This is a genomic window from Nocardioides sp. SR21, assembly GCF_022761125.1.
In the GTDB taxonomy this organism is placed as follows: domain Bacteria; phylum Actinomycetota; class Actinomycetes; order Propionibacteriales; family Nocardioidaceae; genus Nocardioides.
On sequence record NZ_JAKWJR010000003.1, the window covers coordinates 341,232 to 357,912 of the forward strand.

The window sequence follows — 16,681 nt, forward strand, 5'->3', positions numbered from 1 at the left end:
TCAGACCGGCGCCTCGTCGACGACGAACTGGGTGCGGTAGAGGTCGGCGTACAGCCCGCCCTCGGCCAGCAGCGTCGCGTGCGTGCCGCGCTGCACGACGCGGCCGTCGTCGACCACCAGGATCTGGTCGGCGTGGCGGACCGTGGAGAGCCGGTGCGCGATCACCAGCGACGTGCGGCCCTCGAGGGCGGCGTCGAGGGCGCGCTGCACCGCGGCCTCCGACTCGCTGTCGAGGTGGGCGGTCGCCTCGTCGAGCACCACGATGGCGGGCGCCTTCAGCAGCAGCCGGGCGATCGCGAGCCGTTGCCGCTCGCCGCCGGAGAGCCGGTAGCCGCGGTCGCCGACGACGGTGTCGAGGCCGTCGGGCAGGGTGCGCAGCAACGGCGCGACCTGCGCGGCCTCCAGCGCCTCCCAGATCTCGGGGTCGCTCGCGCCGGGGCGCGCGTAGAGCAGGTTGGCCCGGATGGTGTCATGGAACATGTGGGCGTCCTGGGTGACGTAGCCGACCGCGTCCTCCAGGGACTGCAGCGTCACGTCGCGTACGTCGCGGCCGCCGACGCGGACCGCACCGCCGCCGACGTCGTACAACCGGGCCACCAGGTGGGTGATCGTCGTCTTGCCGGCACCGGACGGCCCCACCAGGGCGACCATCTGGCCGGGCGCGGCGGTGAAGCTGATGTCGGTGAGCACCGGTCCGGAGTCGCGCGACTCGGCGCGGGCGACCGTCTCGAGCGAGGCCAGCGAGATCTCGTCGGCGCGCGGGTAGCTGAACGCGACGTGGTCGAACTCCAGCCGGGAGGCGGTGCGCGGCAGCTCCTCGGCGTCCGGCTTCTCCTGGATCAGCGACGGCAGGTCCAGCACCTCGAAGACCCGCTCGAAGCTCACCAGTGCGGTCATCACGTCGATGCGGACGTTCGACAGGCTCTGCAGCGGCCCGAGCAGCCGCAGCAGCAGGGTCGCGAGCGCGACCAGGGTGCCGACGGTGAGGGCCTCGTCGATGACGAGCTGGCCGCCGACGCCGTACACGAGCGCCGTCGCGAGCGCCGGGACGAGCATCATCGACGCCGCGAAGATCCGCGTGAGCAGCGAGATGCGCACGCCGTAGTCGCGGACGGTGGCCGCCTTGGTGGCGAACAGCGCGTCCTCGTCGGCGCGCCGGCCGAACAGCTTGAGCAGCATCGCGCCGCCGACGTTGAAGCGCTCGGTCATCGCGTTGCCCATGTCGGCGTTGCCGTCCATCTGCAGACGGGTCAGCCCGGCCAGCCGCGCGCTCACCCAGCGCGAGCTGAGCAGCATCAGCGGGAAGATCGCGAGGCAGAGCAGGGTGACCTGCCAGCTCAGCGCCACCATCGCGATGCCGACCACGACCACCGAGATCGTGCTGGCGACGGTGCTGGACAGCGTCGAGGTGAACGCGCGCTGGGCCCCGATCACGTCGTTGTTGAGCCGCGAGACCAGCGCGCCGGTCTGCGTGCGGGTGAAGAACGCCAGTGACTGACGCTGCACGTGGCCGAACACCTGGGTGCGCAGGTCGAAGATGAGGCCCTCACCGATCCGGGAGGAGAGCCAACCCTCCCCCACGGTCAGCATCGCGCTGATCAGCGCGACGCCGGCCATCGCGAGGGCGAGCACCCAGACGAGCTGGCTGTCGCCGCCGATGATGCCGTCGTCGATGATGCGCTGCGCCAGCAGCGGCGAGACGACGACCAGGCCGGCGTCGATGACGGTCAGGATGAGGAAGAACGTGATCAGCCGCCGGTGCGGCCGGGCGAAGCCGAGGACTCGGCGGACGGTGCCGGACTCGATCCGGTTGTGGACCACGCTGCGGTCCGAGCGCAGGTGCCGCCAGGCGGCTCCCGCTCCTTGCATACCGGACATCCGGCCCTCCCCCTACTGTCCCATCAGTGCTGCGAGCTCCCGGAATCGGCGGATCTGCGCCTCCCGCTCCAGGCGGCGCTGGTCGTCGAGACTCCGGTCGGAGGCTCCCTGCAGCAGCGCCTTGGTCTCGCGGACCGCACCGGCCAGCGGTGCGGTCAGGGCGGCAGCCAGGTCGGCCACCGTCGCGTCGAGCTCGTCGGCGGGTACGGCGGTCAGTGCGAGCCCGATGCCCACGGCCTCGTCGGCCCCGACCATCCGGGCGGTCGCGCAGATCTCCAGCGCCCTGGCGTATCCAACACACTCGACCAGCGGCTTTGTTCCCGTGAGGTCGGGGACCAGCCCGAGCGCCGACTCCTTCATGGAGAACTGCACGTCGTCCGCGACGACCCGCAGGTCGCACGAGAGCGCCAGCTGGAACCCCGCGCCGATCGCGTAGCCCTGGACGGCGGCGATCGACACGAACCGCGGGTCACGCAGGAACGTGAAGCCCTGCTGGAAGTCGTCGATGGTCGCCGAGATCTCGTCGTCGGGCCTGCCGAGCAGCCCGGCCACGGACTCCTCGCCGGTCGTGCTCGGGTCCAGCATGGAGCGGTCGAGACCGGCCGAGAACGTCGGTCCGGCGCCCTTCACGACCACGACCCGCACGTCGTCGGGGATCTCCTGGCCGAGCGCGGCCAGCGCGCGCCACATGGTCGGGGTCTGCGCGTTGCGCACGGCGGGGCGGTCGAGCGTGATCGTGGCGACGGCGCCGTCCATGGCGTACTGCAGGCCGGCGTTCGTGAGGGTCTCAGCGTCCATGGTCGAAGACTAGATGCGGGTCAGGACGGCGTGGGCAGCCGGTCGGCGAGCACGGCTCCGTCGAGCGCCGCGACCGTCGCGCTCGCGAGGTCGAGGGCGCTCGACGGGACGGGCGGGTCGGTCAGGAGGTCGAGCTGGTGTAGGACGTCCTCGACCGCCCAGATCGTGAGGAAGTCGCCTGCCGTGAAGACGTGCCCCTGCCACGACAGGGGCCGGTCGGCGCACGAGGCGGCCCCGCGGAGCACCGCGTCGGCGACGTCGCGGAGCTCCCGGCGGGCGTCGTCGGGGCGCGCGTACGCCGCCGTCCGGCGGCGCTGCGCCATCAGCACCAGGACCGGGTCGTCGTCGTCGACCTCATCGAAGGCGGGCCAGTACGACGCCGCGTCGACGCTCGGCTGGTCGTCGACCGGTGACACGAAGCCGCTCAGCATCTCCTGCCAGCCCGCGAGCACGTGCGTCACGACGTCGAGGCGGGTCCAGCCGTGGCAGCGCGAGGCGCCGAGGAGCGCCCACTCGTCGAGGCCGTCGACGGCGGCGACGAAGCCGCGCACCGAGTCGACGAACGCCGTGCGCCCTGTCTCGAGGTCGATCGTGAGAGCCATGCGCCCACCGTAGGCACCGGCACCGACACTCAGGCCAGCGACACCAGGTCGGCGTAGCCGTCGTTCCAGAGGTCCTCGTCGCCGTCAGGGAGCAGCAGCACGCGGTCCGGCTCGAGCGCGAACACCGCGCCCTCGTCGTGGGTGACCAGGATGATCGCGCCCTCGTAGGTGCGGATCGCGGCCAGCACCTCCTCGCGGGAGGCCGGGTCGAGGTTGTTGGTGGGCTCGTCGAGGAGCAGCACGTTGGCACTGGAGACGACCAGGGCCGCGAGCGCCAACCGGGTCTTCTCACCGCCCGACAGCACCTTGGCCGACTTGTGGGCGTCCTCGCCCGAGAAGAGGAACGAACCGAGCACGGAGCGGGCCTCGGTGTCGGTGAGCTGGGGCGCGGCGCTCTGCATGTTCTCGAGCACCGTGCGGTTGACGTCGAGGGTCTCGTGCTCCTGGGCGTAGTAGCCGATCTTGAGCCCGTGACCCGGGACGACCGTGCCGGTGTCGGGCTGGTCGACGCCGGCCAGGATCCGCAGCATCGTGGTCTTGCCCGCACCGTTGAGGCCCAGGATCACGACCCGCGACCCCTTGTCGATGGCGAGGTCGACGTCGGTGAACACCTCGAGCGAGCCGTAGGACTTCGACAGCTCGGACGCGGTGAGCGGCGTCTTGCCGCAGGGCGCCGGGGCGGGGAACTTGATCCGCGCGACCTTGTCGGCCGCGCGCTCGCCCTCGAGCCCGGCGACCAGCTTCTCCGCGCGCTTGAGCATCGACTGCGCCGCCTGGGCCTTGCTGGCCTTGGCGCGCATCCGGTTGGCCTGGTCGGTGAGGGTCTTCGCCTTCGACTCGGCGTTCGCCCGCTCGCGCTTGCGGCGCTTCTCGTCGGTCTCGCGCTGGGTGAGGTACGCCTTCCACCCCATGTTGTAGACGTCGATCTCGCCGCGGTTGGCATCCAGGTGGAGGACCTTGTTCACGGTCTCCTCCAGCAGCGCGTTGTCGTGGCTGATCACGATCAGCCCGCCCTTGTGCGCCTTGAGGAACCCGCGCAGCCACACGATCGAGTCCGCGTCGAGGTGGTTGGTCGGCTCGTCGAGGAGCAGCGTCTCGGCCCCGGAGAACAGGATCCGGGCCAGCTCTACGCGGCGGCGCTGACCACCGGAGAGCGTCTTGAGCGGCTGGCTCAGGATCCGCTCCTCGATCCCGAGGCTGGACGCGATCGTCGCGGCCTCGGACTCCGCGGCGTACCCGCCGTTGGCGTGCAGCTCGGCGTCGGCGCGCTCGTAGCGGCGCATCGCCTTCTCGCGCTTGTTCGCGTCGTCGCTGCCCATGTCGGCCTCGGCCTGGCGCAGGCGGCGTACGACGTCGTCGAGGCCACGAGCGGAGAGGATCCGGTCGCGGGCGAGGACCTCGGGGTTGCCGATGCGCGGGTCCTGCGGGAGGTAGCCGACCTCGCCGCTCGCCTGCACGGTGCCGGCGGCGGGCAGCGCCTCGCCGGCCAGGATCTTGGTGAGCGTGGTCTTGCCGGCGCCGTTGCGCCCGACCAGGCCGACCTTGTCGCCAGCTGCGACCCGGAAGCTGACGTTCTCCATGAGGAGGCGGGCGCCGGCGCGGACCTCGAGCTGATGAGCAGTGATCATGACTGAGCAATCGTAGGGGTGGGTAGCGTCCAGCCTGACATCGAGGAGGACGGATGCGGTTCAACCCCAAGGCCCGGCTGAACACCAGGCGGATGGGCGACTCCGGTCGCTCGGGCGCGCGCGGTGGCGGCGGCGCCGGCCTCCCGATCCCCGGCGGCCTCGCCGCGGGCGGGGGCATCACCGGCCTGATCGTCGTCATCGTCATCGTCGTGGCCACGCTGTGGCTGGGCGGCGGGCCGGGCGGCGGCTCCGGCGACAGCGCGTACGACACCTCGCGGATGTCGGACACCGACCGCTACGAGAACTGCAAGACCGGCGAGGACGCGAACAACGACGTCGACTGCGCCCGGGTCGCGGTCGAGAACTCGCTGTACGACTACTGGTCGGACACGCTGGACGGGTTCCAGCCCGAGCGGAAGCTGCAGACGTTCAGCGGTGGAGTCTCGACCGGCTGCGGTCAGGCGTCGGCCGCCGTCGGGCCGTTCTACTGCCCCAGCGACCAGACGATCTACCTGGACACGACGTTCTTCGACGAGGTGCTGGAGCGCCAGCTCGGCGGCCCGGACGGCGGGTTCGTGGAGCCGTACGTGCTGGCCCACGAGTACGGCCACCACATCCAGAACCTCATGGGCACGATGGGTCGGGTGAAGACCCAGCAGGGCCCGACGAGCGATGCGGTCCGGCTGGAGCTCCAGGCCGACTGCTACGCGGGCCTGTGGGCGGGTGCCGCCACGCAGACGGAGGACGAGAACGGCGAGGTGCTGATCGCCGAGCTGACCCAGCAGGACGTCCAGCAGGCCATCGAGGCGGCCGAGGCCGTCGGTGACGACCGGATCCAGTCGGCCGGCGGCGGCGACGTCGACCCCGACTCGTTCACCCACGGTTCTGCCGCGCAACGGGTCGAGTGGTTCCGGACCGGATTCGAGTCCGGATCGCTCGACGCCTGCGACACGTTCGCGGCGGGAGCCCTCTAGAGCTCGAGGAGCGCCTCGAGGTGCGGGAACTGCCGTTGCAGCGCCCGCAGGTGCGGGGCGACCGACGGGTGGCGGTACTTCCCCGCCAGGGCGCCCTCTCCCCCGGCGACCCGGGCCAGCGCCCACTCCGCGCGGTTCAGCACGGTGTAGACGGCGGTGATCCGGGCACCGAGCGTCACCTCCTCGCGGGTGGCGAGGCCGTCGGGCAGCCCCATGAGGTACGCGTCGATGAGCGGCTCGAGCTCCTCGCGGGCCGCCAGCGCGTAGTAGCCGAGGTCGCCGCCGACCGGACCCGTGCCGAGCATCGCCCAGTCGACCGCGACCACGTCGTCGCCGTCGCGACCGCGGAGGTTCGCGGGGGTGGGGTCGCCGTGCTGCGGGACCTGCATCAGGGCGTCGGCCTTCGCGAGCATCTCGGTACGCCGCCCCCACAGGACGTCGGCGACGTCGGCGACCGTCGTCCGGGCCAGGGTCGGCCAGCCGCCGCGGCGTTCGACCCGGTCCATCCGGTCGCGCAGCTGGTTGCGCGCGAGCCACGGCGCCGGCGTCAGCTGGGCGCCGGCGAAGCGACCGAGCGCGTGGGCGACGAACAGGCCGCTGGTCGCGGCGTCCTCGACCCACTCCTCGGTGAGCGTGATGCCCTCGACGTCCTCGTCGACCGCGCCGAGCGCCGGGCCGCGCAGGCCCGGCGTACCGGCGACGATCCCGGCGAGGACCACGTCAGCGGCGCGGCGCCAGTAGGCGAAGTGCCGCGGCTGGCTCAGCTCGGCCTGGTCGTCCTCGAGCGGGGCGGCGAGCCGCTTCACGACCACGGGCTGATCGCCGAGCGAGGTGCGCCAGACGCCGACCGTGGAGGCACTCGAGCCTGCCGGGAGCGCCAGCCACCCGGGTTCGGGCTGCCACATGGCTCGCACGCTAGTGCACGTCGCGCCGCCGGAAGGCCATCTGGCCCGCGACACTCAGGGCGAGTGCCACCGCGGCCACGACCAGCACCGGTGCCCAGTCGAAGTCCTCGGCGGGCACCATCGGCAGGTGCTCGAACGGTGACACGTCCTGGAGCCACTGCGGGATCTGGAACAGGTCGCCGAACAGCATCACGACCGCCGAGAACGCCAACGGCGCCCACGCGAGCACGGTCCACCGCGGGAGCACCCCGAACAGCAACCGGGCGAACCCGCTCAGCACCAGCACCGGAGCGAGGTACTGCAGCACCGGCCAGCTGAACGACCACGCTGCCTCGCCGTCACCGGTGACCAGCAGGTAGCCGGCTCCGAGCCCCAGCCCGGCGACCGCCAGCACGAGCGCCGTACCGCCCACGGTCACGAGGACGTGGCCGAGCAGCCACCGGCTGCGCGGCAACGCGGTCGCCAGCGTGACCTCGAGGTGTCCGTTCTCCTCCTCGCCGCGCGGCCGCAGCGCCGAGGCGATCGCGAACCCGGCGCAGATGACCGCGAGCATGAGGATCGACGTGCCGTAGAAGCCGGTGACCAGGTCGTCGCCGGCCTGCACGAACAGGTCCTGCGAGGTCTGGGAGTCGCCGATCAGCGCCTTCACGTCGTCGCCGATCGCGCCGTACGCGAGGCCCCCGAGGAACATCCCGCCCGCCCAGCCGAGCACCGCGCCACGCTGGAGCGACCATGCGAGCCCCTCACCGCTGAGCAGCCCACGCCGGGCGCGCGGGCGCCCGGGTCTCGTGGCGACGATCCCGGACCCGTAGTCGCGGCGGCCGAAGAGGGAGTACGCCGTCGTGAGCGCGACGCCGGCGCCCGCGAGGAGCAGCAGCATCGGCCACCAGCGAAGCCCGGAGAACTGGTGCATCGCCTGGTACCACCCGATCGGCGAGCACCAGCTGAGCACGCCGTTACCGACGTCCCCGATCGCGCGAAGCACGTACGAGAGCGCGATGACGATCCCGGCCACGCCGTACGCCGAACGCGTGCTGGCAGTGAGCTGCATGGCGATGAGCGCGGTGCCGGTGAAGAACCAGCCCACCGCTGTCGCGCCGAGGCCGAGGCCGAAGGAGTCGGCGCCCGCCAGGCCGTACGCCGTCAGCGAGACCGACACGAGCAGCCCGACGAGCAGGTTCGCGACCGCCGCGACGAGGACCGCCGCGGTGGTCGGCGCGTAGCGGCCGACGGCGGACGCGCGGAGCAGCTCGTCGCGCCCGGCCTCCTCCTCGGCGCGGGTGTGGCGGCCGACGACGAACATGCTCATCAGCCCGACGAGGATCGCGCCGAACGCGGTCGTCTGCCATGCGGTCTGGCCGCCGAGGGTGTCGAGCGCGCGCGGCGGACCGGCCATCGCGATGAACGCGGCGTTGCCTTCCATGCTCGCGGCCGCCTCGTCGTACTGCTGCTGCGTCGTGTACAGCTGGTCGACGGAGTAGCAGGTGACGACGTACAGCCCGGCCGCGCCGAGGATCCACCACAGGAGCATCCACTTGTCGCGCTTGAGGAACGTCCAGAGGAACGTGCCGGTCCCGCTCATGGGAGGTCGTCGCCGTAGTGACGGAGGAACAGCTCCTCGAGCGTCGGCGGCTGGCTGGTGAGGCTGCGGACCCCCGCCGGGAGGAGCGCCTGCAGGGCCGCGTCGAGACGGGCGGTGTCGACCTGGAACCGCACCCGGGTGCCCTCGACGCTCAGGTCGTGGACCCCCTCCAGCGCGTCGAGCCCCGTGGGCGGCCGCTCGAGCTCGGCGGAGATCGACGTACGGGTCAGGTGCCGCAGGTCCGCGAGCGTCCCGGACTCGACGACCTTGCCCGCACGGATGATGCTGACGCGGTCGCAGAGCTGCTCGACCTCGGCGAGGATGTGGCTGCTGAGGAGCACGGCGTGGCCGCGGTCGCGGAACTGGTCGACGTAGGTCTGGAAGACCTCCTCCATCAGCGGGTCCAGGCCGGAGGTCGGCTCGTCGAGCACGAGCAGGTCCACGTCGGAGGCGAGCGCGGCGACCAGCGCGACCTTCTGCCGGTTGCCCTTGGAGTAGGCGCGGCCCTTCTTGGTCGGGTCGAGCTCGAACGCGTCGACGAGCTCCTGGCGGCGGGCCTCGTCGAGGCTGCCGCGCAGCCGGCCGAGCAGGTCGATGACCTCGCCGCCGGTGAGGTTCGGCCAGAGGTTCACGTCGCCGGGGACGTACGCGAGACGCTTGTGCAGCGCGGCCGCCTCGCTCCACGGGTCGCCACCGAACAGCCGCACCTCGCCGCCGTCGCGCCGCAGCAGGCCCAGGAGGACGCGGATCGTGGTGGACTTGCCGGCGCCGTTCGGCCCGAGGAACCCGTGCACCTCCCCCGGACCCACGTCCAGGTCGAGCCCGTCCAGCGCCCGGAAGCTGCCGAACCTCTTCACCAGGCCGCGGATGTCGATGACGCGCTCGTCGGTCACGACTCGACGTTAGCGGTTCTCCACCTCGATCCGCGCCGCCTGCGCGTCGGCCACCGCCGCCTCGAGAACGCCCCGCCGGGGGTCGGGTACGGCGAGCCACAGGTCGGTCCGCGTCGCGTGCTTGAGCCGGGCGTCGGCGAGCACCTCGTCCACCGCCGTGTGGTCCCCGCCCGTCACCAGCGGGCCTCGGAGACCGGCGAGGATCCGCGCCGCGTGGTCCGCGGCGGCCTCGTAGGCCTGCCGCGCCTGGTTGCCGCGCCGACGGGCGAACCGCTGCTGGCTCTGGCCGCCGGCCTTGGTCCGCCCCTGCACGTGCCGCTGCCCGACCTTGCTCTCGGTCGTGGTGCCGCCGTGCAGGCGTGCCACCGCGAACCCGCCCTTGCGGACCAGCAGCACGCCCCAGTCGTCGGGGGCGCCCATCTGCTCCCGGAACGCCTTGCTGTCCGCAGCGCCGGCGTACGACGTGTCGAAGGGAAGCCGCGCGGCGAAGGTACTGCCGTCCTCGGCCACTCCCGTCAGGGCGCCGTCAGCGACGGCCAGCTCGGTCGTGCCGTGCCGTGCCCCGAAGTTGAGGACCCACCGCTCGAAACGCTCAGCAGGCACCAGGACAGGCATACCGTGACGCTATCGGAATCGGCACCGCTGGTGATTGAGGTGAGAGCGAAGCGAGCCTCCACACCAACGTCGGCGACGCGGCGTCCGTCAGATGCGCGACTGAGGTTTCGAGCCGCCCGTCGCGGCTTCGCAAGCTCAGCCGCGGGGCTCCCTCAACCTCTTCGGGTTGCTGCCACCAACTTCGTTGGCGGCAGCACCTCAGACGTTGAAGCCGAGCGCCCGCAGCTGCTCGCGGCCGTCGGGGGTGATCTTGTCGGGGCCCCACGGCGGCATCCAGACCCAGTTGATCGCGACGTCGTTGACCAGGCCCTCGAGCGCGCCGTTGGTCTGGTCCTGGATCACGTCGGTCAGCGGGCAGGCCGCGGAGGTGAGCGTCATGTCGATGACGCAGTTCGAGCTCTCGTCGACGTGCACGCCGTAGACCAGGCCGAGGTCGACGACGTTGATCCCGAGCTCGGGGTCGACGACGTCCTTCATCGCCTCGGTGACGTCCTCGATCGACACGGTCGCGACCGCACCCGAGGCCTCGGGCACGTCGGGCAGGTCAGAGTGGTCAGCCATGAGAGTCCTCCAGAGATTGGGCCGTGGCGTCCTTCCAGGCCATCCACGACAGTAGTGCGCACTTCACCCGGGCCGGGAACTTGGCGACACCGGCGAACGCGATGCCGTCCTCCAGCACGTCCTCGTCGGGAACGACGGTGCCCTTGCCCTGCATGAGGGTCAGGAACTCCTCGTGGATCGACATCGCGTCGTCGACCTTCTTGCCGATCACGAGGTCGGTCAGCACGGACGCCGACGCCTGCGAGATCGAGCAGCCGACCGCGTCGTACGACACGTCCTCCACGACGCCGTCGGTGACGTGGACGCGCAGCGTCACCTCGTCGCCGCAGGTCGGGTTGACGTGGTGGACCTCAGCCTCGAAGGGGTCGCGCAGGCCCTTGTTGTGAGGGTTCTTGTAGTGGTCCAGGATGATCTCCTGGTACAGCGCATCGAGCTCTTGTGTCATCGATCAACCCAACTTGAAGTACGAGCGGGTGTATTCCAGGCCCTCGACGAGCGCGTCGATCTCGGCCGGCGTCGTGTAGAGGTACGACGACATCCGGGTCGAGCTCTGCACGCCGAACCGCGCGTGCGCGGGCTTGGCGCAGTGGTGGCCGGCGCGCACGCCGATACCCCGCGAGTCCAGCACCTGCGCGATGTCGTGCGGGTGCACGCCGTCGAGCTCGAACGAGATCGCTCCGCCGCGCGACGCGGCGTCCAGCGGACCGAGCACGGTCAGGCCGGGGATCGTGGCCAGGCCCTCGAGCGCGTACGCCGTGATGGCCTGCTCGTGCCGGTGGATCGCGTCCATGCCGACGTGCGCGAGGTAGTCGACGGCCGCGCCGAGCCCGACCGCCTCGACGATCGGCGGCGTACCCGCCTCGAAGCGGTGCGGCGCCTTCGCGTAGGTGGACCTCGCCATGGTGACGGTCTCGATCATCTCGCCGCCGCCGTGGAACGGCGGGAGCTGGTTCAGCAGCTCCTCGCGTCCCCACAGCACGCCGATGCCGGTCGGGCCGACGACCTTGTGCCCGGTGAACACCAGGAAGTCGCAGCCGGTGGCGGCGACGTCGACGGGCAGCTGCGGCGCTGCCTGCGACGCATCGACCACCGAGTAGGCGCCGACCGCCTTGGCCCGAGCCACCAGGTCCTCGACCGGGTTGATCGTGCCGAGCATGTTCGAGACCCAGGTGAACGCGACGACCTTGGTGTTCTCGTCGACCAGCTGGTCGGCGTTCGACAGGTCGAGCCGGCCGTCGTCGGTCAGGCCGAACCACCGCAGCTCCGCGCCGGACCGCTCGCACGCGAGCTGCCAGGACACGATGTTGGAGTGGTGCTCCATCTCGGTGATGACGACGTTGTCGCCGGGACCCAGCTCGATCGTGCGGGCCAGCAGGTTCAGCGCCTCGGTGGCGTTCTTGGTGAACACGACCTCGTTGCGCGACGGCGCGTTCAGGAACGCCGCGACCTTGTCGCGGGCGCCCTCGAACGCCTCGGTCGACTCGGCGCCGAGCATGTGCATCGCGCGGGCGACGTTCGCGTTGTGCCGCTCGAGGTGGTCGACCATCGTGTCGATGACGACCTGCGGCTTCTGCGAGGTGTTCGCGCTGTCGAGGTAGACCAGCGGCAGACCACCCGGACCGGTCCGCGACAGGATCGGGAAGTCGGCGCGGATCACCTCCAGCTCAGGGAGGAGTCCGGGCAGCTGCACGGTGGTCATGTCAGACCGCCGCCTCGGTGAGGAAGCGCTCGTAGCCGTTGGCCTCCAGCTCCTCGGCCAGCTCCGGGCCACCGGACTCGGCGACCCTGCCGTTGACGAACACGTGCACGTGGTCGGGCTGGATGTAGCGCAGGATCCGCGTGTAGTGCGTGATCAGCAGGACGCCCTTGCCGTCCTGCTCACGGAAGCGGTTGACGCCCTCGGACACGACCTTGAGCGCGTCGATGTCGAGGCCGGAGTCGGTCTCGTCGAGGATCGCGACCTTCGGGTTCAGCAGCTCGAGCTGGGCGATCTCGTGGCGCTTCTTCTCGCCACCGGAGAAGCCCTCGTTCACCGACCGGGTGCCGAACGTCGGGTCGAGGTTGAGCTTCTCGAGCGCGGTGTTGACGTCCTTGACCCAGGTGCGGAGCTTCGGGGCCTCGCCGTCGAGCGCGGTCTTCGCCGTACGCAGGAAGTTCGACACCGAGACGCCGGGGACCTCGACGGGGTACTGCATCGCGAGGAACAGGCCGGCGCGGGCGCGCTCGTCGACCGACATCGCGAGGACGTCCTCGCCGTCGAGGGTCACCGAGCCGCCGGTGATCGTGTACTTGGGGTGACCGGCGATGGAGTACGCCAGGGTCGACTTGCCGGAGCCGTTCGGGCCCATGATCGCGTGGGTCTCGCCGTCCTTGATGGTCAGCGTGACGCCCTTGAGGATCTCCTTCGGACCGTCCTCGGTGTCGACGGACACCTGCAGGTCCTTGATGATCAGCTCGCTCATGAGGGGGTGACTCCGTTCAGGGTGGTGGTGGTGTCGACATAGATGTCGTCGCCGCGCACTTCCAGCGGGAAAGTGGCGACAGGTTCGGTGGCCGGCAGGCCGGTCGGCTTGCCGGTGCGGAGGTCGAAGCGCGAGCCGTGGAGCCAGCACTCGACCGTGCAGTCGTCGACCTCGCCCTCGCTGAGCGAGACAGCGGCGTGGCTGCAGAGGTCCTGGAGCGCGAAGTACTCGCCGTCGTGACCGGCGACCGCGACGTCGTACTCACCGATCGTGACGCCGAGCGCCTCGTCGGTGGGGACGTCGGAGACCGCGCAGGCGCGCTCGAACGGCATCAGTCGAGGTCCTTCAGCACGTTCTTCGCGAGCTCGGCCTCGACCGTGCTCAGCAGCTGCTCCTCGATCATCGGGATGCCGACCTTGCGGATCAGGTCGTTGAAGAAGCCGTGCACGACCAGCCGGCGCGCCTCCTTCTCCGAGACACCGCGCGAGCGCAGGTAGAACAGCTGCTCGTCGTCGAACCGGGCGGTCGCGGACGCGTGGCCGGCGCCCTCGATCTCGCCGGTCTCGATCTCGAGGTTCGGCACCGAGTCGGCCTGGCAGCCGTCGGAGAGGACCAGGTTGCGGTTCTCCTCGTAGGTCTCGATGCCCTCGGCGACCTTGCGGATCAGCACGTTGCCGATCCAGACCGTGTGCGCGCCCTGACCCTGCAGCGCGCCCTTGTAGACCACGTGGCTCTTGGTCTTCGGCGCGGTGTGGTCGGCGAACAGCCGGTGCTCGAGGTGCTGGCCCGCGTCGGCGAAGTACAGGCCGAGCAGCTCGGCGTCGCCGCCCGGGCCGGCGTACTCGACGTTGGCGTGCATGCGGACGACGTCGCCGCCGAAGCTGATCGACGTGTGCTTGACCGTGGCGTCGCGGCCGACCCGGATCGCGTCGCGGCCGAGGTGCACCGCGTCGTCATCCCAGTCCTGCAGCGAGAGGACGTTCGCGGCGGCGCCGTCACCGACCAGCACGGTCGTGATGGCGGCGTAGCGGGCGGAGCCGGTGTGCACGATCGCGACGGTCGCCTGGGCGTGCCGTCCGACGCGGACGATGAGCCGGCCCCAGACCAGGTCGTCGACGGACTCGCCGTGCAGGCGCAGCACGATCGGCTCGGCGATCTCGGCCTCGGCCGGGACGTCGAGCAGCAGCGCACCGGCGTTCGCGGCGGCCAGCGCCGACGGCCGGTCGTTGGGTGCGAGCTCGCCGATCTCGCGCGCCTCGGCGTCGCTGATCTCGGTGAGGGTCACGCCGGCCGGCAGCGTGGTCTCCCACGTCAGCGCGGCGGTCGAGGCCTCACCGTCGAGGATCCCGCGCAGCCGCTTGAGCGGCGTGAAGCGCCAGATCTCCTCGCGCCCGGTCGGCACCGGGTGGTCGCCCAGGTCGTACGACGGCGGCGGGTTCAGGTGGCTGAACCCCGGGCCGAGCTCCAGGGCGGACGCCGCGCTCTCGAGCGCGTTGTCAGTCACAGTCGAAGTCACTACTACGTCTACTTTCTAAAACTACGTGCGGAAGGCTGGGGAACGAGTTCCCCGCGTATCGAGAGAGGGGCCGGCGCGGCGGAGCGAAGCGACGACGCGCTAGCCCACTGCCCCCTCCATCTGGAGCTCGATGAGCCGGTTCAGCTCGAGGGCGTACTCCATCGGCAGCTCCTTGGCGATCGGCTCGATGAAGCCGCGGACGATCATGGCCATCGCCTCGTCCTGCTCCATGCCGCGCGACATCAGGTAGAAGAGCTGGTCGTCGGAGACCTTCGACACCGAGGCCTCGTGGCCCATCGACACGTCGTCCTCGCGGATGTCGACGTACGGGTAGGTGTCCGAGCGCGAGATCTGGTCGACCAGGAGCGCGTCGCAAAGCACGTTGGACTTCGAGCCGTGCGCGCCCTCGTTGACCTGGATCAGGCCGCGGTACGACGTCCGGCCACCGCCACGGGCGACGGACTTCGACAGGATCGAGGACGACGTGTGGGGCGCCGCGTGCACCATCTTGGCGCCGGCGTCCTGGTGCTGGCCCTCGCCCGCGAACGCGATCGACAGGGTCTCGCCCTTGGCGTGCTCGCCCATGAGGTAGACCGCGGGGTACTTCATGGTCACCTTGGAGCCGATGTTGCCGTCGACCCACTCCATGGTCGCGCCGGCCTCGCAGACCGCGCGCTTGGTGACCAGGTTGTACACGTTGTTCGACCAGTTCTGGATCGTCGTGTAGCGGCACCGGCCGCCCTTCTTCACGATGATCTCGACGACGGCCGAGTGCAGCGAGTCCGAGCTGTAGATCGGCGCCGTACAACCCTCGACGTAGTGCACGTAGGCGCCCTCGTCGACGATGATCAGGGTCCGCTCGAACTGGCCCATGTTCTCGGTGTTGATCCGGAAGTAGGCCTGGAGCGGGATGTCGACGTGCACACCCGGCGGGACGTAGATGAACGAGCCACCCGACCACACGGCGGTGTTCAGCGCGGCGAACTTGTTGTCGCCGACCGGGATCACGGTGCCGAAGTACTCCTGGAACAGCTCCGGCTGCTCCTTGAGCGCGGTGTCGGTGTCGAGGAAGAGGACGCCCTTCTCCTCGAGGTCCTCGCGGATCGAGTGGTAGACGACCTCGGACTCGTACTGCGCGGCGACACCGGCGACCAGGCGCTGCTTCTCCGCCTCCGGGATGCCGAGCTTGTCGTAGGTGTTCTTGATGTCCTCGGGGAGGTCCTCCCACGAGGTCGCCTGCTTCTCGCTCGAGCGGACGAAGTACTTGATGTTGTCGAAGTCGATCCCCGACAGGTCCGAGCCCCAGTTCGGCATCGGCTTGCGGCCGAACAGCTTGAGGCCCTTCAGGCGCAGGTCGAGCATCCACTGCGGCTCGCTCTTCTTCGAGGAGATGTCGCGGACGACGTCCTCGTTGAGGCCACGCTTCGCAGTCGCCCCGGCGACGTCCGTGTCGGCCCAGCCGAAGTCGTACCGGCCGATGCCCTGAAGCTCCGGGTTGAGCTCTTCGATGGAGGTCATGAGCTGACCCGCTCCTTCTTCTCGATGGGTGTGCTCGGAATGCATGTGGTGCAGACCCCGTCGCCGTGGGCGATGGTGGCCAGCCGCTGCACGTGCCGGCCGAGGACCTTGCTGATCGCCTCGGTCTCGGCCTCGCACAGCTGGGGGAACTCGTGGGCCACGTGGGCGACCGGGCAGTGCTGCTGGCACAGCTGCTCCCCCACGACGGGAAGGTCGCGAACGGACGCGGCGTACCCCTCGTCGGAGAAGATCCTGGCCAGGACCTCTGCTGCTCCGAGCTCGGGGTGCTCCGCGCGGACGCTCTCGAACCGCTCTCCGATGAACGCCGCCCGGCGGGTCGCGAATTCCCGGACCGCCTCCTCGCCGCCGGTCTCCGCCAGGAAGCGGAGCGCCTGCGCGGCGAGGTCGTCGTACTGCTGGTCGAAGCCGTCGCGACCGGACTCGGTGAGCGCGAAGACCTTGGCGGGGCGGCCCCGGCCGCGGTGCGCCTGGTTGCGCGGCTCGCGCGCCTCGACGGCGCCCTCCTCGAGCAGCTGGTCGAGGTGGCGGCGGACCGCCGCGGGCGTCAGGTCGAGGCGCTCGGCGAGGGCCGCCGCGGTCGACGGACCGTTGACGAGGATCGACCGGGAGACACGCTGACGCGTGGTCTGGTCGTGCGCCTCGGCGAATTCCACAACACCAGTGTGCCTTTATTGATTCGGCCCGTTCAAGGAAGGCAACCCTTAGTTGGTTCCCTCGCTACGGGAGGG

General features: G+C 70.6%; 17 protein-coding genes. 1 reads left to right on the forward strand and 16 read right to left on the reverse strand.

Annotated features, from left to right (window positions below; translation table 11 throughout):
* From MJ604_RS07685 to MJ604_RS07700, 4 genes are read right to left on the reverse strand one after another with little or no spacing between them, the layout of a single operon-like run.
* A complete protein-coding gene (locus MJ604_RS07685; protein WP_243057731.1) occupies positions 1-1,878 on the reverse strand; it encodes an ABC transporter ATP-binding protein in 1,878 nt (625 codons plus the stop codon).
* 12 nt (positions 1,879-1,890) lie between these two features.
* Positions 1,891-2,676, reverse strand: a complete 786-nt coding sequence (locus MJ604_RS07690; protein ID WP_243057732.1) for an enoyl-CoA hydratase/isomerase family protein — start codon at positions 2,674-2,676, stop codon at positions 1,891-1,893.
* 20 nt (positions 2,677-2,696) lie between these two features.
* Positions 2,697-3,278: a maleylpyruvate isomerase N-terminal domain-containing protein gene (locus MJ604_RS07695; protein ID WP_243057733.1), complete on the reverse strand. Its 582-nt coding sequence runs from the start codon at positions 3,276-3,278 to the stop codon at positions 2,697-2,699.
* A gap of 29 nt (positions 3,279-3,307) precedes the next feature.
* Positions 3,308-4,858, reverse strand: a complete 1,551-nt coding sequence (locus MJ604_RS07700; RefSeq protein WP_374458341.1) for an ABC-F family ATP-binding cassette domain-containing protein — start codon at positions 4,856-4,858, stop codon at positions 3,308-3,310.
* Between the two features lie 101 nt (positions 4,859-4,959).
* Between MJ604_RS07700 and MJ604_RS07705 the strand changes: the two genes are divergently transcribed.
* Positions 4,960-5,880 carry a neutral zinc metallopeptidase gene (locus MJ604_RS07705; protein ID WP_243057735.1) on the forward strand — a complete coding sequence of 307 codons (921 nt, stop codon included), beginning with the start codon at positions 4,960-4,962 and terminating at the stop codon, positions 5,878-5,880.
* Here the strand turns inward: MJ604_RS07705 and MJ604_RS07710 are convergent.
* The 12 genes from MJ604_RS07710 to MJ604_RS07765 all read right to left on the reverse strand — a co-directional run bounded on the left by MJ604_RS07710 (position 5,877) and on the right by MJ604_RS07765 (position 16,606).
* A complete protein-coding gene (locus tag MJ604_RS07710; protein ID WP_243057736.1) occupies positions 5,877-6,785 on the reverse strand; it encodes a phosphotransferase in 909 nt (302 codons plus the stop codon). The genes MJ604_RS07705 and MJ604_RS07710 overlap by 4 nt on opposite strands.
* Positions 6,786-6,795: 10 nt before the next feature.
* Entirely contained in the window at positions 6,796-8,367 is a 1,572-nt protein-coding gene (locus MJ604_RS07715) for an ABC transporter permease (protein ID WP_243057737.1), read from the reverse strand.
* Positions 8,364-9,260: an ABC transporter ATP-binding protein gene (locus tag MJ604_RS07720; RefSeq protein WP_243057738.1), complete on the reverse strand. Its 897-nt coding sequence runs from the start codon at positions 9,258-9,260 to the stop codon at positions 8,364-8,366. Before MJ604_RS07720 ends, MJ604_RS07715 begins: the two co-directional genes overlap by 4 nt.
* Before the next feature lie 9 nt (positions 9,261-9,269).
* Positions 9,270-9,875, reverse strand: a complete 606-nt coding sequence (locus MJ604_RS07725; protein ID WP_243057739.1) for an acVLRF1 family peptidyl-tRNA hydrolase — start codon at positions 9,873-9,875, stop codon at positions 9,270-9,272.
* Between the two features lie 198 nt (positions 9,876-10,073).
* A complete protein-coding gene (locus tag MJ604_RS07730; protein ID WP_243057740.1) occupies positions 10,074-10,436 on the reverse strand; it encodes a metal-sulfur cluster assembly factor in 363 nt (120 codons plus the stop codon).
* Positions 10,429-10,881, reverse strand: coding sequence for a Fe-S cluster assembly sulfur transfer protein SufU (sufU, locus tag MJ604_RS07735; protein ID WP_243057741.1), 453 nt, complete (start codon positions 10,879-10,881; stop codon positions 10,429-10,431). The genes MJ604_RS07730 and sufU overlap by 8 nt, the downstream gene beginning before the upstream one ends.
* Positions 10,882-10,884: 3 nt before the next feature.
* On the reverse strand, positions 10,885-12,135 hold the full coding sequence (locus MJ604_RS07740; protein ID WP_243057742.1) for an aminotransferase class V-fold PLP-dependent enzyme: 1,251 nt from the start codon (positions 12,133-12,135) through the stop codon (positions 10,885-10,887).
* A gap of 1 nt (position 12,136) precedes the next feature.
* A complete protein-coding gene (gene sufC, locus MJ604_RS07745; RefSeq protein WP_243057743.1) occupies positions 12,137-12,898 on the reverse strand; it encodes a Fe-S cluster assembly ATPase SufC in 762 nt (253 codons plus the stop codon).
* Complete coding sequence (locus MJ604_RS07750; RefSeq protein ID WP_243057744.1) at positions 12,895-13,230, reverse strand: non-heme iron oxygenase ferredoxin subunit; 336 nt, start codon at positions 13,228-13,230, stop codon at positions 12,895-12,897. The genes sufC and MJ604_RS07750 overlap by 4 nt, the downstream gene beginning before the upstream one ends.
* Positions 13,230-14,402 (reverse strand): Fe-S cluster assembly protein SufD, encoded by a 1,173-nt coding sequence (sufD, locus tag MJ604_RS07755; RefSeq protein WP_243057745.1) that lies wholly within the window; start codon positions 14,400-14,402, stop codon positions 13,230-13,232. Before sufD ends, MJ604_RS07750 begins: the two co-directional genes overlap by 1 nt.
* 111 nt (positions 14,403-14,513) lie before the next feature.
* Positions 14,514-15,932, reverse strand: a complete 1,419-nt coding sequence (gene sufB / locus MJ604_RS07760) for a Fe-S cluster assembly protein SufB (RefSeq protein WP_243057746.1) — start codon at positions 15,930-15,932, stop codon at positions 14,514-14,516.
* On the reverse strand, positions 15,929-16,606 hold the full coding sequence (locus tag MJ604_RS07765) for a metalloregulator ArsR/SmtB family transcription factor (RefSeq protein WP_243057747.1): 678 nt from the start codon (positions 16,604-16,606) through the stop codon (positions 15,929-15,931). Before MJ604_RS07765 ends, sufB begins: the two co-directional genes overlap by 4 nt.
* Positions 16,607-16,681: the final 75 nt, after the last annotated feature.

Excerpts from the sequence above, each read along its gene's own strand:
- sufB (WP_243057746.1), bottom strand. The coding sequence starts at position 15,932 with ATGACCTCCATCGAAGAGCTCAACCCGGAGCTTCAGGGCATCGGCCGG.
- MJ604_RS07750 (WP_243057744.1), bottom strand. The coding sequence starts at position 13,230 with ATGCCGTTCGAGCGCGCCTGCGCGGTCTCCGACGTCCCCACCGACGAG.
- MJ604_RS07740 (WP_243057742.1), bottom strand. The coding sequence starts at position 12,135 with ATGACCACCGTGCAGCTGCCCGGACTCCTCCCTGAGCTGGAGGTGATC.
- MJ604_RS07690 (WP_243057732.1), bottom strand. The coding sequence starts at position 2,676 with ATGGACGCTGAGACCCTCACGAACGCCGGCCTGCAGTACGCCATGGAC.
- MJ604_RS07710 (WP_243057736.1), bottom strand. The coding sequence starts at position 6,785 with ATGTGGCAGCCCGAACCCGGGTGGCTGGCGCTCCCGGCAGGCTCGAGT.
- MJ604_RS07685 (WP_243057731.1), bottom strand. The coding sequence starts at position 1,878 with ATGTCCGGTATGCAAGGAGCGGGAGCCGCCTGGCGGCACCTGCGCTCG.
- MJ604_RS07700 (WP_374458341.1), bottom strand. The coding sequence starts at position 4,858 with ATGGAGAACGTCAGCTTCCGGGTCGCAGCTGGCGACAAGGTCGGCCTG.
- MJ604_RS07730 (WP_243057740.1), bottom strand. The coding sequence starts at position 10,436 with ATGGCTGACCACTCTGACCTGCCCGACGTGCCCGAGGCCTCGGGTGCG.
- MJ604_RS07715 (WP_243057737.1), bottom strand. The coding sequence starts at position 8,367 with ATGAGCGGGACCGGCACGTTCCTCTGGACGTTCCTCAAGCGCGACAAG.
- sufC (WP_243057743.1), bottom strand. The coding sequence starts at position 12,898 with ATGAGCGAGCTGATCATCAAGGACCTGCAGGTGTCCGTCGACACCGAG.
- MJ604_RS07725 (WP_243057739.1), bottom strand. The coding sequence starts at position 9,875 with ATGCCTGTCCTGGTGCCTGCTGAGCGTTTCGAGCGGTGGGTCCTCAAC.
- MJ604_RS07705 (WP_243057735.1), top strand. The coding sequence starts at position 4,960 with ATGCGGTTCAACCCCAAGGCCCGGCTGAACACCAGGCGGATGGGCGAC.
- MJ604_RS07695 (WP_243057733.1), bottom strand. The coding sequence starts at position 3,278 with ATGGCTCTCACGATCGACCTCGAGACAGGGCGCACGGCGTTCGTCGAC.
- sufU (WP_243057741.1), bottom strand. The coding sequence starts at position 10,881 with ATGACACAAGAGCTCGATGCGCTGTACCAGGAGATCATCCTGGACCAC.